The 13,067-nt window shown below is 71.3% G+C and carries 12 protein-coding genes; 5 read left to right on the forward strand and 7 right to left on the reverse strand.

Annotation, left to right across the window (positions count from 1 at the left end; translation table 11 throughout):
• Positions 1 to 177 precede the first annotated feature (177 nt).
• Positions 178 to 540, forward strand: coding sequence for a hypothetical protein (locus tag ACZ5VC_RS00930; protein ID WP_469118009.1), 363 nt, complete (start codon positions 178 to 180; stop codon positions 538 to 540).
• Between the two features lie 222 nt (positions 541 to 762).
• Entirely contained in the window at positions 763 to 1,032 is a 270-nt protein-coding gene (locus ACZ5VC_RS00935) for a DUF6343 family protein (protein WP_469118010.1), read from the forward strand.
• A 26-nt stretch (positions 1,033 to 1,058) separates the two neighbouring features.
• On the opposite strand, the gene ACZ5VC_RS00940 is transcribed toward ACZ5VC_RS00935, so the two are convergent.
• From ACZ5VC_RS00940 to ACZ5VC_RS00950, 3 genes are all read right to left on the reverse strand, one after another.
• The gene (locus ACZ5VC_RS00940; RefSeq protein WP_469118011.1) at positions 1,059 to 1,421 is read right to left on the reverse strand and encodes a tetratricopeptide repeat protein; all 363 of its coding nucleotides are present in this window, start codon (positions 1,419 to 1,421) and stop codon (positions 1,059 to 1,061) included.
• A 163-nt stretch (positions 1,422 to 1,584) separates the two neighbouring features.
• Complete coding sequence (gene coaE / locus ACZ5VC_RS00945) at positions 1,585 to 2,190, reverse strand: dephospho-CoA kinase (RefSeq protein WP_469118012.1); 606 nt, start codon at positions 2,188 to 2,190, stop codon at positions 1,585 to 1,587.
• A gap of 24 nt (positions 2,191 to 2,214) precedes the next feature.
• Positions 2,215 to 3,153, reverse strand: a complete 939-nt coding sequence (locus ACZ5VC_RS00950; RefSeq protein WP_469118013.1) for a PAC2 family protein — start codon at positions 3,151 to 3,153, stop codon at positions 2,215 to 2,217.
• A gap of 244 nt (positions 3,154 to 3,397) precedes the next feature.
• Here ACZ5VC_RS00950 and ACZ5VC_RS00955 point away from each other — a divergent pair, with 244 nt between their 5' ends.
• The gene (locus ACZ5VC_RS00955; RefSeq protein ID WP_469118014.1) at positions 3,398 to 4,369 is read left to right on the forward strand and encodes a right-handed parallel beta-helix repeat-containing protein; all 972 of its coding nucleotides are present in this window, start codon (positions 3,398 to 3,400) and stop codon (positions 4,367 to 4,369) included.
• Positions 4,370 to 4,507: 138 nt separating this feature from the next.
• Here ACZ5VC_RS00955 and rpsA read toward each other — a convergent pair whose 3' ends face one another.
• Complete coding sequence (gene rpsA, locus ACZ5VC_RS00960) at positions 4,508 to 6,010, reverse strand: 30S ribosomal protein S1 (protein WP_019885395.1); 1,503 nt, start codon at positions 6,008 to 6,010, stop codon at positions 4,508 to 4,510.
• Between the two features lie 366 nt (positions 6,011 to 6,376).
• Here rpsA and ACZ5VC_RS00965 point away from each other — a divergent pair, with 366 nt between their 5' ends.
• Complete coding sequence (locus ACZ5VC_RS00965; protein ID WP_469118015.1) at positions 6,377 to 7,180, forward strand: class I SAM-dependent methyltransferase; 804 nt, start codon at positions 6,377 to 6,379, stop codon at positions 7,178 to 7,180.
• Between the two features lie 280 nt (positions 7,181 to 7,460).
• Positions 7,461 to 9,959, forward strand: coding sequence for an ATP-dependent helicase HrpB (hrpB, locus tag ACZ5VC_RS00970; RefSeq protein ID WP_469118016.1), 2,499 nt, complete (start codon positions 7,461 to 7,463; stop codon positions 9,957 to 9,959).
• On the opposite strand, the gene pgfA is transcribed toward hrpB, so the two are convergent.
• From pgfA to ACZ5VC_RS00985, 3 genes are all read right to left on the reverse strand, one after another.
• Positions 9,949 to 10,938 (reverse strand): cell envelope lipid trafficking protein PgfA, encoded by a 990-nt coding sequence (gene pgfA / locus ACZ5VC_RS00975; RefSeq protein WP_469118017.1) that lies wholly within the window; start codon positions 10,936 to 10,938, stop codon positions 9,949 to 9,951. The genes hrpB and pgfA overlap by 11 nt on opposite strands.
• 14 nt (positions 10,939 to 10,952) lie before the next feature.
• Complete coding sequence (locus ACZ5VC_RS00980; protein WP_469118018.1) at positions 10,953 to 11,090, reverse strand: SPW_0924 family protein; 138 nt, start codon at positions 11,088 to 11,090, stop codon at positions 10,953 to 10,955.
• 149 nt (positions 11,091 to 11,239) lie between these two features.
• Positions 11,240 to 12,925: a lytic transglycosylase domain-containing protein gene (locus tag ACZ5VC_RS00985; RefSeq protein WP_469118019.1), complete on the reverse strand. Its 1,686-nt coding sequence runs from the start codon at positions 12,923 to 12,925 to the stop codon at positions 11,240 to 11,242.
• Positions 12,926 to 13,067 lie beyond the last annotated feature (142 nt).

Consider the following 13,067-nt stretch of genomic DNA (forward strand, 5'->3'; position numbering starts at 1 on the left):
GGGGTCTGACAACCAGCCCCACAACGCCCCTCAGCGCCCGGCACACCGCCGCGCGGGGCTGCCTACTCCGCCCGGCCCATCCCCTGGTGACACCTCACCGCGCGCACGGCATGGTGGCCTGAGGCAGGCCAGGGGCTTCTCCTTGCCCTCTCCGTTCCGTACAGACGAGGACTCGCCATGTCCGACCGCAGGAGCCACAGCAGCCACAGAGGTCCACGGCGTCTCGGCATCGCCGCCGCGGCCACGCTCCTCTCCCTCGCCGCTGCGGGCTGCTCCGGCCTCGGCCGGAGCGCCGTGGGCACGATCACGTACGAGACGGAGAAGGAGCGCGAGATCACCGTGACCAGCCCTCCGGTCAAGGGCTGCCATAGGCTCGGCCCGTCCGGCGCCGTCAGGGTGGAGAACCGGACGCTCGTCGACATGCGGATGTACGGGACTCCGGACTGCACCGGCAAGTCCTCGGCCTATGTGCCCACCAACGCGATGGACACGATCGTGCGGGGGGCCAAGCCCTGGCTCAGCTACAACGTCGTCCACTGATCCCGGACAGGTGATCGCGACGCGTGATCAGCGGACGCGTGGTCCCGGACGCACTTCCTGGCCAATCCCTCCCCGGCCCTTCCCTCCGAACAGCAGGCGGCCGACCGGCTGAGAGCAGCCGGTCGGCCCGGGTTCGAAGGGCTCGGGTCCCGGAACTCATCGCCCGGGGACGAACTTCCCCAGGGGTTTCGGGTACACCCTGGAGGAGGAGAGGCGAGCGCCATGCGTACTGGCAGTGAACCCGCGACCGCACGCAGTCCCCTGCGGTTCCGGTTCTGGCTGAGTGTGTGGGGGCTGATGTGGGCCGCCTTCGGCACGGCCGTCTTCGCGGTCGTCGGGCGGCCTGGATGGGCGGCGGCCTGCGGGGCTCTGCTCCTCGTCACACTGATCGATCTGACGGTGGTGGTGCACCACATTCATCAGGGGCCGCACTATCAGCCCGGCCCCGACATCCCGCCCTACGAGCCGGATCGGGGCGGCCACGGCCGGTGACCGCCGCGATCGGCCCCCGCGTGCGATCAGCCCTCGAAGCGGGCCGCTTCCAGGTACTCCGGCTTCGGGTCCAGAGCCGCCGCGAGACGGAAGTGACGCTTGGCCTGCTCCGGGCGGCCGGAGCGCTGGAAAGTGCGGGCGAGGGCGAAATGAGCGAAGGCGTTGTCCGGCTCACGCTCCAGGACCAGCTCGAACTCGAGCTCCGCGGGCCGCAGTTGGGCGGCGGCGAAGAAGGCGCGGGCACGCAGCAGGCGGGCCGCCGTGTTCTCGGGGTGGGCGGCGATCACCGAGTCGAGCAGCTTGACCGCTCCGCGCGGATCCCGGGCGGCGAGCAGGTGCTCGGCCGCGCGGAAGTCGATGACGTGGGTCTCCGGATTCCTCTCGGACACGGTTCCATCCTTCCCTGGCTCCGGCGGTTCAACAGCGGGCGCACCGGCACTATTCCTACCCCGGCACCTGCCCCGGCACCTCCCCCGGCGTCACGGACCGGGGGAGCCCGGTGTCCGCTCCAGGGCCCACACGTCCGAGCCCGGCGAGATCCGAAGGCAGGCCCTAGCTGCCCGCCGCGGCCCGTTCGACCAGCTCCGACCAGACCTTGGCGACCTGCGGTTCCAGGGCCTCCAGCGGGCCGTCGTTGTCGATGAGGAGATCGGCGATCGCACGCCGCTGCTCACTCGTGGCCTGGGCCGCCATGCGCGACCGGGCCTCGGCCTCGGTCATGCCCCGCAGCCTCACGAGCCGGTCGAGCCGGGTCTCGGGCGACGCGTCCACGACCACCACCAGGTCGTACAGCGGCGCCAGGCCGTTCTCGGTCAGCAGCGGTACGTCGTGGATCACCACGTCGTCCGGTCCTGCCGCGCTCTCCAACTCGGCCGAGCGGGCCCCGACGAGAGGGTGGACGATGGCGTTCAGCGTGGCGAGGCGCTCGGCGTCGGCGAAGACGATCGAGCCGAGCTTCGGCCGGTCCAGCGTGCCGTCCGCCGCCAGGATCCCCGGCCCGAAGGCCTCCACCACGGCCGCGAGCCCGGGAGTCCCGGGCTCGACGACCTCGCGGGCGATCCGGTCCGCGTCGATCAGCACGGCCCCGTACGAGACGAGCAGCCGTGACACTTCACTCTTACCGGCGCCGATACCGCCGGTCAGGCCCACCTTCAGCATGCGCGGCAGCCTACGCCAGGCCGCTCACCCCTCGCCCTCGCGCTCCGCGAGGAAGCGTTCGAATTCGCGGCCGATCTCGTCCGCCGACGGCAGGTCCACCGGCTCGGCGACGAGGCTGCCGCGGGTCTCCACGCCGGCCATCGCGTCGTATTGGTGCTCAAGGCCCTGGACCAGCGACACCAGTTCCTCGTCGCCCTCGCCGATCTGGCGCTCGATCTCGGTCTGGGTGCGCTGGGCCTCGGTCCGCAGGGAGTGCGCGACGCCCGGCAGGACCAGGCCGGTTGCCGCGATGATCGCCTCCAGGGCGGTCAGGGCGGCGTCGGGGTAGGAGGAGCGGGCGACGTAGTGCGGCACGTGCGCGGCGACGCCCAGGACGTCGTGACCCGCCTCCATCAGCCGGTACTCGACCAACTGCTCGGCGCTGCCGGGGACTTGCGCCTCGTCGAAGGGGCTGCGGTGACCGGGCATCAGGTCCGTGCGATTGCCGTGCGGGGTGATGCCGACGGGTCGGGTGTGCGGAACGCCCATCGGAATGCCGTGGAAGTTCACCGAGAGGCGCACACCGAGCCGCTCGACGATCTGGCGGACGGCGGCGGCGAACCGCTCCCACTCCACGTCCGGCTCCGGGCCGGACAGCAGGAGGAAGGGCGCGCCGGTGGCGTCCTGCACGAGGTGGACCTCGATGCTCGGGGTCTCGTACCCGGTCCAGCGGTCGCGCCGGAACGTCAGCAGCGGCCGGCGGGCGCGGTAGTCCACGAGCCGGTCGTGGTCGAAGCGGGCCACGACCTGGTGGGGCAGGGTCTCCAGCAGGCTGTCGACGATCTGCTCGCCGGTCTCTCCCGCGTCGATGTAGCCGTCGAAGTGGTAGAGCATGACCAGGCCGGCCGACTCCTGGGCGAGCGCCATGTCGACGACCGCCAGGCCCTTCGGCTCCCATGCGTACAAATCCTGGGGCTCAAGCACGATTACCGCTCCTCCTCGTGTTCGTAGGGAAGAACGCCGGGGGAGGCACCAGCATTCCCCTCGGCCGCCTTCCGTACGCCCATTTCTCGGTAACCGCGCGGACGTTGACCCACTGGTCCAGACCTTGACATGCCCATGCACCATCCCTACCGTCACGTGGCGAGTTGGTTCACCCACTCGCCCGACGTACACATACAGGAACACCCACGAGATCTCCCCAGCACTCGACGGGAAGGCCACCCCCATGCGCACCCGATTCCTGCTCCTCTCCCTCCTGGCCGGCGCCCTTGCGACCACCGGTCTCACTGTCGGCCTCACGGGGCACGCTTCCGCCGCCCAGGGCGCGGCGGTCGTCGATGTGAACACCGCCGCCCAGCTGAAGGCCGCCCTCACGGCCGCCCGCCCCGGTGACACGATCCGGCTCACCGACGGCACGTACAACGGGAACTTCAAGGCCACGACCCCGGGCACCGCCGGCTCCCGGATCACCCTCACCGGGTCCTCCCGGGCGGTTCTCACCGCCGGCGGAGGCTACGGACTCCATCTCAACGGGGCTTCCTACTGGACCGTCAAAGGCCTCACCGTGACCGGCGGCCAGAAGGGGATCATGACCGACTCCGCCGACGGCGTCGTGATCGACTCCGTCACCGTGCACGGCCTGGACATGGAAGGCGTGCACTTCCGCACCTCGTCCCGCAACGGGGTCATCAAGAACTCGCGGATCTACGACACCGGCAACGACGGCAGCGGCATGGGCGAGGGCGTCTACGTCGGCTCCGCCAACACGCTCGCCGACAAGAGCGACAACGTACAGGTCCTGAACAACACCATCGGCCCGCAGGTGCGCGGCGAGAGCATCGACATCAAGGAGGGCACGACCGGCACGAAGGTCGTCGGCAACACCTTCGACGGCCGCGGCCTCACCGGCGCCCACTTCGACGACTCATGGGTCGACGTCAAGGGCAACAACGTCCTCGTCGAGAACAACACGGGCCGCAACACGCTCAACAACGGCTACGAGACGCACACTCAGCAGAGCGGCTGGGGCTGCGGCACGGTCTTCCGGGGCAATCGCTCCGATCTCACCGGCGCCACCGGGTCCAAGCAGCTCGCGATCAATGTGACCAACAGCGGCGGCGGCTGCCGGACGACGGTGTACGCGTCGAACTCGGTCACCGGCGGCAAGGGCCTCACCAACATCCCCGTCACCCCCTGAACCTCGCCCCCTGAACCTCACCCACCTGAGCCGCCGGACCGCAGGCGCCTTCGGAGGGCTGTGAACGGCACAAGGCCCGCTCCCCCGAAAGGGGAGCGGGCCTTGTGTCTTCAGCCAGTCAGCTGGTGGTCAGAGCGTTCAGCTCTGGCCGCCGGCCAGCTTCTCGCGCAGGGCAGCCAGGGCCTCGTCCGACGCCAGGGCGCCGGAGTTGTCGTCCGACTCCGAGGAGTACGAACCACCGGAGACACCCGCCGGGGCACCGGCCGGAGCGGCGGCGCCACCCTCGGCAGCGGCGGCCTCGTCGGCCTCGCGGGACTTGATGACCTGAGCCTGGTGCTGCTCGAAGCGCTGCTGCGCCTCGGCGTACTGGGTCTCCCAGGCCTCGCGCTGGGTCTCGTAGCCCTCGAGCCAGTCGTTGGTCTCGGGGTCGAAGCCCTCGGGGTAGATGTAGTTGCCCTGGTCGTCGTAGGACGCGGCCATGCCGTACAGGGTCGGGTCGAACTCGACCGACGCCGGGTCGGCACCGAAGGACTCGTTGGCCTGCTTCAGGGACAGCGAGATCCGGCGACGCTCGAGGTCGATGTCGATGACCTTGACGAAGATCTCGTCGTTGACCTGGACGACCTGCTCCGGGATCTCCACGTGGCGCTCGGCCAGCTCGGAGATGTGGACCAGACCCTCGATGCCCTCGTCCACGCGGACGAACGCACCGAACGGAACCAGCTTGGTGACCTTACCCGGGACGACCTGACCGATCTGGTGCGTACGGGCGAACTGCTGCCACGGGTCCTCCTGCGTCGCCTTCAGCGACAGGGAGACACGCTCGCGGTCCATGTCGACGTCGAGGACCTCGACGGTGACTTCCTGGCCGACCTCGACAACCTCGGACGGGTGGTCGATGTGCTTCCAGGACAGCTCGGAGACGTGGACCAGACCGTCGACGCCACCCAGGTCCACGAAGGCACCGAAGTTGACGATCGAGGAAACGACGCCGGAGCGGACCTGACCCTTCTGCAGGGTGGTGAGGAACGTCTGGCGCACCTCGGACTGGGTCTGCTCGAGCCAGGCACGGCGGGACAGGACCACGTTGTTGCGGTTCTTGTCCAGCTCGATGATCTTCGCCTCGAGCTCCTTGCCCACGTAGGGCTGGAGGTCGCGGACGCGGCGCATCTCGACGAGGGAGGCCGGCAGGAAGCCACGGAGGCCGATGTCGAGGATGAGACCACCCTTGACGACCTCGATGACGGTACCGGTGACGATGCCGTCCTCTTCCTTGATCTTCTCGATCGTGCCCCAGGCACGCTCGTACTGAGCGCGCTTCTTGGACAGGATGAGACGACCCTCCTTGTCCTCCTTCTGGAGAACAAGGGCCTCGATCTCGTCGCCGACCTTGACGACCTCATTGGGGTCGACGTCGTGCTTGATCGAGAGCTCGCGGGAGGGGATGACGCCTTCGGTCTTGTAACCGATGTCGAGCAGGACCTCGTCCCGGTCGACCTTCACGATGACGCCGTCGACGATGTCGCCGTCGTTGAAGTACTTGATCGTCTCGTCGATCGCGGCGAGGAAAGCTTCCTCGTTACCGATGTCGTTGACCGCAACCTGCGGGGTGGTGGCGGTGGTCTCGGTGCTGCTCGTCATGTGGGAAAGGGCTCCGGTTACGGACAGAAAGTCGTAGGTACTGCTACGCCGGGAGCCCGTATCGCAGCTGCAGAAGACCGGACAGCCTTGGAAGCGCCTTCCCGGGTAAGGGGTGGCGCCTCGTGAACCGAGGGGACATACATACAGATGCGAGCGCGACCTGCTCCGTCTGAGGCGCGCAGGCCCGCAGCGCAACCTTTAGCATACGGGGACGGCCGGACAGGGTCAATGCGCGAAGGCGCACACCCGGGGCGAACCTCACATACCCGGCACACAAATCCACGCGGCGCAGCCGCGCGTCGCTACCGCGCGGCCGGTGCGGCCGCGGCGCGATGACGCTGTGCGCAAACTACAACGGCGGGGCAGATGAACCAAGAGTACGAACCGGAAGCGACCCGGCGTGACGCCGGCGGTGCGGAGAGCAGCCGGGCCAGCAGGGGCTGGTGGGACCGCAACGCCGACGAGTACCAGAGCGAGCACGGTCCGTTCCTCGGTGACGACCGGTTCGTCTGGGGTCCCGAGGGACTCGACGAGGCGGAGGCCCGACTGCTCGGGCCGGCCGCCGGGCTCACGGGCATGCACGTGCTGGAGATCGGCGCGGGGGCGGCGCAGTGTTCGCGCTGGCTCGCCGCGCAGGGCGCCCTTCCGGTCGCGCTCGACCTCTCCCACCGCCAGCTCCAGCACGCGCTGCGGATCGGCGGCGGGGTTCCGCTGGTGGAGGCGGACGCGGGGGCGCTCCCCTTCGCCGACGGTTCCTTCGACCTGGCGTGCTCGGCGTACGGCGCCGTCCCCTTCGTCGCCGATCCGGTGCAGGTGTTCCGCGAGGTCAGAAGGGTGCTGCGGCCCGGTGGGCGCTGGGTGTTCTCGGTGACCCATCCGATCCGCTGGGCTTTCCCGGACGAGCCGGGCCCCGAGGGCCTGAGTGTGGCCGCCTCCTACTTCGACCGCACTCCTTATGTGGAGCAGGACGAGCAGGGGCGGGCCGTATATGTGGAGCACCACCGCACGATCGGGGACCGGGTCCGTGATGTGGTGGCGGGCGGGTTCCGGCTGATCGACCTGGTCGAGCCGGAGTGGCCGGCCTGGAACAGTCAGGAGTGGGGCGGGTGGTCGCCGCTGCGGGGCAATCTGATACCGGGGACGGCGATCTTCGTGTGCGAACGGGACTAGGGAGTGTCCGAAAGTATCGCCGTCCGCGCGGAGGGCGGGGCCTGCGGCGTCCGGTGCGGGCGATCGCAAGGCGCCGGGATGCCCTCGTAGCGGAGCCACTTGGGCCTTTGGGCAACGCAGCGTGGAGGCACCTCCCGTGCCCGAAGGACTACGGAGGAGTGCGTGCGGGGCGTCGCGGGCCAGGCGAGACTTTACGGACGACCTAGGGCCGATCTTTTGGATCAGGCCCTGGACCCGGGGCCGGGACCGTGGCCGGGCGCGGGCGTACGACACTGAGTGGGTGATCCGTACCGCTGAGATGGACCGGCTTCCCGTACGTACCGCGCTGCCCGCCCTGGAGCGGGCGCTGGCGGAGCACGGGGCCGCCGTGCTGTGCGCGCCGCCCGGTACGGGCAAGACGACACTCGTGCCACTGGTGCTCGCCGCGGGCGGGGCCAGGGTCGTGGTGGCCGAGCCGCGCCGGATCGCGGCGCGGGCGGCGGCGCGGCGCATGGCGTGGCTGCTGGGTGAGAAGACCGGCGGCCGGGTGGGTTTCACCGTGCGCGGCGAGCGTGTCGTGTCGCGGGAGACGGTCGTCGAGGTGGTCACGACGGGGGTGCTGCTCCAGCGGCTGCAGCGCGACCCGGAGCTGGCCGGGGTCGATGTGGTGATCCTCGACGAGTGCCATGAGCGTCATCTGGACGCGGACACGGTCGCGGCGTTCCTGCTGGACGTAAGGGAGAACCTGCGGCCCGAGCTGAGGCTGGTGGCGGCCTCGGCGACGACGGACGCGCAGGGCTGGGCCCGGCTGCTGGGCGACGCGCCCGTGGTGGAGGCGGAGGGTGTCGCGCATCCCGTGGAGGTGGTGTGGGCGCCGCCCTCCGCGCCGGTGCGGCCGCCGCACGGGATGCGGGTGGATCCGGCGATGCTTACGCATGTGGCGTCGGTGGTGCGGCGGGCGCTCGCCGAACGCACCGGTGATGTGCTCTGTTTTCTGCCGGGGGTCGGGGAGATCGCGCGGGTGGCGGGCGCGCTCGGGCCGGTGGACGCCGAGGTGCTTCAGGTGCACGGCCGGGCGCCGGCCTCGGTGCAGGACGCCGTACTGGCTCCGGGCGACCGCCGCCGGGTGGTGCTGGCGACCTCGGTGGCCGAGTCGTCGCTGACCGTTCCGGGGGTGCGGGTGGTGGTGGACTCCGGTCTGGCGCGTGAGCCACGGGTCGACCACGCGCGGGGCCTGAGCGCGCTGACGACGCTGCGGGCCTCGCGGGCGGCGGCCCGGCAGCGGGCGGGGCGGGCCGGGCGCGAGGCGCCGGGCGCCGTCTACCGCTGTTGGACGGAGGCGGAGGACGGGCGTCTCGCACGGTTCCCGTCACCGGAGATCAAGGTCGCGGATCTGACGGCGTTCGCGCTGCAGGCGGCCGTGTGGGGTGACCCGGGCGCGTCGGGGCTGGCGCTGCTCGACGCACCGCCGGCCGGGGCGATGGCGGCGGCCCGTTCCGTTCTGTCCGCGATCGGGGCGGTCGACGCGACGGGGCGGGCGACGGACCGCGGCGCGCGCATGGCCGGGCTCGGACTGCATCCGCGGCTGGCGCGTGCCCTGCTGGACGGCGCGCCGGTGGTGGGTGTGCGACGGGCGGCGGAGGTGGTCGCCCTGCTGAGCGAGGAGCCGCCCCGCGAGTACGGCGACGATCTGGCGCAGGCGTGGCGCTCGGCCCGGCGCGGCGGCGACGCGTACGGCGCCCGCTGGCGCCTGGAGGCGAGGCGGCTCGCGTCGTCGGTCGGGACCGACATGCGCGCGGCGGGGCCGTCGGAGGGGTCCGGGCCGACCGACGACGTGGCCGCCGGGCTGGTCGTCGCGCTCGCGTTCCCCGAGCGGGTCGCGCGGGCTCGGGGTGAAGGGGCGTTTCTGATGGTGTCCGGGACGGGGGCGGAGCTCGGGGAGGGGTCGCGCCTGCGCAGCGCGCCGTGGCTGGCCGTCGCGGTCGCGGACCGGCCCGCGCACGCCGCCTCCGCCCGGGTCCGGCTGGCCGCGCTCGTCGAAGAGGAGACCGCGCGGGAGGCCGCCGCGCGTCTGCGGTCGGCGGGCGAGGAGGTCCACTGGGAGGGCGGGGACGTGGTCGCGCGGCGCGTGGAGCGCCTGGGCGCGGTGGAGTTGGCCGTGCAGCCGCTCAAGGAACCCGACCCGGCGCTCGTACGGGCTGCTCTGCTCGACGGGCTGCGGCGTGAGGGGCTGGACCTGCTGCGCTGGACGCGGGATGCGCGGGCCCTGCGGGACCGGCTCGCCTTCCTCCACCGGGCGGTGGGCGGGCCGTGGCCGGAAATGGACGCGGAGTCGCTGGTGGAGCGGGCCGGTGATTGGCTGGAGCCGGAGCTGTCCCGGGCCCGGCGCCGGGCGGATCTGGGGCGGATCGACGCCGGGGAGGCCCTGCGGCGGCTGCTGCCCTGGGCGACGGGCGAGGCGGCCCGGCTGGACGAGCTGGCGCCGGAGCGGATCGAGGTACCGAGCGGGTCGCGGATCCGGGTGGAGTACGACGGCGAGCAGCCGGTCCTGGCGGTGAAGCTCCAGGAGATGTTCGGCCTCGCCGAGACGCCGCGCGTCGCGGGGGTTCCCGTACTCGTCCATCTCCTCTCCCCCGCGGGCCGCCCGGCCGCCGTCACCGCCGACCTTGCGTCGTTCTGGAGGGACGGCTACCGCTCCGTGCGGGCCGAGTTGCGCGGCCGCTACCCGAAGCATCCGTGGCCGGAGGACCCCGCGACGGCCGAGGCGACCCGGCACACGAGCGCGCGGCTCAGGCGCTGACCTGCTCGGGCAGGGGCTCCGTGGCGGGATCGTCGGGACGGTGGCGGCCGCGGGCCTCGAGCCAGAGGGAGAGGGCAAGGAGGCCGGCGGCAAGCGCGACGAAGCTCCAGGGCAGGTACGAGACCAGCATCAGGACCATGAGGCGGTTGGCCTTGACCAGCTCGACGGTGTCGTCGAGGTAGTCCTCGCGGATCTTCACATGGCCGGCGAACGCGGTGACGGTGTCCTGGCCGAGCATCGCCTTCGCGTTACGCATCTCCTCCCGGTGGATCTCCTCGCCGTTGACGGGCGCTCCGGTGGCCGGTTCGACCCAGAACATCCGCTTGGTGGTGTACCAGCGGGTCATGCCGGTCTTGGCGACGATCTCGGGCGTGACACCCTCGACCGGCATCTTCTTGGGCATGGGGACCTTGGTCCAGGGGATGGTCTGCTCGAAGTAGTAGACCTCCAACCCCCGGAAGGTCCGCGTTCCCTTGTAGTGGATGGGCGCGGCGGTACGGGTCTGGGCGTCGAAGTACTCGTAGTCCCGCTTCTCCGTCAGGAAGGGCCACTTGAACTCGATGCCCTCGCGCCGCACCCGGTCACCGTCGACCATCTCTCCGGTGGCGTGCACGGGGGCCTGGCTGTGGGCGTCGAAGATGTAGCGCTCGGGGATCCGGGAGACCATCTTCCCGTCCGGTCCGACGACGTAGGAGAGCGCGTCCCAGACGACGACGTCGCGGCCGGCGTCGCGCTCGATCCTCGCCGACTCCTCGACGTTGCCCTTGAGGGTCTGCACGATGGTGATCTTCTCGACCTCCTTGGCCTTGAGGGTCGAGTAGTCGAGCAGCGTCGCGGGCTTCGCCTCCAGGACCATCTCCTGGTACTGGCTGGGCGGGATCTTGGCCAGCCGGGGAAAGGCGTACCAGCGCAGCAGGGGCGCCAGCGCCGCGAAGAAGACGGCGAGGGCGAGGAGTACCAGGCTCGCGGTGCGGCGCATGTCGGTCGACCCTCCTACTTCTTGGGGCCGGGGACGGTGGTGAGCAGGGGCTCGGGGGAGGTCTCGCCGGGGGGCGCCCCGGCCGCCGAGATGCCGAGGACGAGCGCGAGGGCGAGGGCGAGGCCGATGGCGGCGGCTACGACGGCGCGCAAGGTCGGCCTCCCGGTGCTTGGATCTGATACGGCGTCAGGGCGGGGGCACCGTAGCAACGCGGCCGCGAGATGAGAACACGTTGCACTCAGAACACATGCCACCGCCCCTCCGCCTCGGAGGGCGGAGGGGCGGTGGGAGGCGAGGGGCGTCAGGCGACCTTGAGTTCGAGGGTCAGCGTCGCGCCGCCGGCCGCTTCGAGACGCAGCAGGAAGGTGCCGGTGGTGTCGTCCGCGAAGATCTTCGGGAGGGTCAGCACACCGTTCTCGTCGGTCTTGAGGTCCGCGAGGGTACGGATCGGCTTGCCGTCGGCGTCCTCGAAGTACGGGCCCTTGTCGTTGGGCTTCGCGTCCTTCGGGTCCTCGGTCGTGGTGATCATCGTGGCGGTGAGGGCGACTCCGGGGGCGAGGACGCCCTTGTTCGTGGCCTTCACCTGGACCTGCTCGGCGAACTCCGTGCCGGGCGCGGCGATCAGCTCCTTGTCACCCGTCCTGACCAGGGTGTCGGCCTGGCGGGCGGTGACCGTCGCGGTGAAGTCGACCGCGGAGACCGTACGGCCGCCGAGGGTGGCGCGGACGGTGAACTCGCCGGTCTTCTCGCCCGCCCGCAGCGCGGGGGCGGTGGCCCTGCCGTCGGCGCCGGTGCTGACGGTGACCGTCTTGAGGCCGCCGTCGAAGCGGGCGTCGGTGTCCGTGACGATCTCGAACCGCACCGGCGCCTTGGCGACCGGCTTGCCCCGGGAGTCGAGCGCGACCACCATGGCGCGCTCGGCGAACGAGCCGCCGGCGGTCGCGGTCAGCGCGCCCGTCCCGCCGTCCTTGATCGTGACCGCCACGGGCGCCGGAGGCGGCGTGGTGGGCTTCGGGGGCGTGGTGGGCTTCGGCGGAGTCGTCGGCTTCGGCGGCGTGGTGGGCTTGGGCGTGGCCGGGGCGGTCGGCTTCGGCGTGGCCGGCGTCGTGGGCCTCGGCGTCGGGTCCGGGAGCGTGACGGGGTCGTCGCTGCGGCCGCCGGGCACCTGGCCGGCGCCGTCCGGGACCTGGTGCGTGCCGCGCTTGTAGTACTCGAACCAGGACAGCACCGTGCGCAGGTACTCGGTCGAGCGGTTGTAGCTGAGGATCGCCTTGTCCAGATCGGCCTTCACGGCCAGATCGCGGTTGTTGGCGCAGAGGTAGAGACCCGCGGCCTGGGCGGCGTCGTAGACGTTGTTGGGGTCCTTGCGGCCGTCGCCGTTGGCGTCGCGGCCCCAGGTCGCCCAGGTCGAGGGGATGAACTGCATCGGGCCGACGGCCCGGTCGTGCGTCGCGTCGCCGTCGTACTGGCCCTTGTCGGTGTCCGAGATGTTGGCGAAGCCGACACCGTTGAGGACCGGTCCGAGGATCGGGGAGAGAGTCGTGCCGTTGGCGTCCACCCGGCCGCCGCGCGCCTGTCCCGACTCGACCTTGCCGATGCCCGCGAGGAGCTGCCAGGGGAGGTTGCAGCCCGGGTCGTCGGCCTTCAGCGTCTGCTCGGCCTGCTTGTACGCGGCGAGCACGGTCGCGGGTATGCCCGCCTCCGCGGGGCCGGTGACGACCGGGAGGTCTATGGAAGTGCCGGGCGCGTCGGGCTTGTTGGGCGTGTTCAGGGGCGGCAGGTCCGTGTAGTACGGGGAGTCGCCGGTGGCCGAACCGTCCGGTGCGGGGGTCGTGCCGGACGAGGGCTGGTCGCCGCCCGCCGAGGCCTCGGTGGCCGGCGGGTTGACGCCCGGGCCCTGGGAGGCGGTCAGCGCGGCCACCGCCGCCGCGGCTATGGCTGTGGTGGTTGCTCGCTTGCGCAGCCGGCGGCCGATGTGCGGTGCCATGCGTCTGGTCCCTCCCCGTCGACGGCTGCCGCGCTCCCCAGCGCGGACTCAGGCGACCCTACGTCAACTCGGCACTCCGGCACACCGCGCCCTGACCGCTTTTCACTCTTTCGTCACCACTCCCCGCCCGGAATCCGGACCA

It is taken from the genome of Streptomyces sp. NPDC033174 (genome assembly GCF_055577795.1).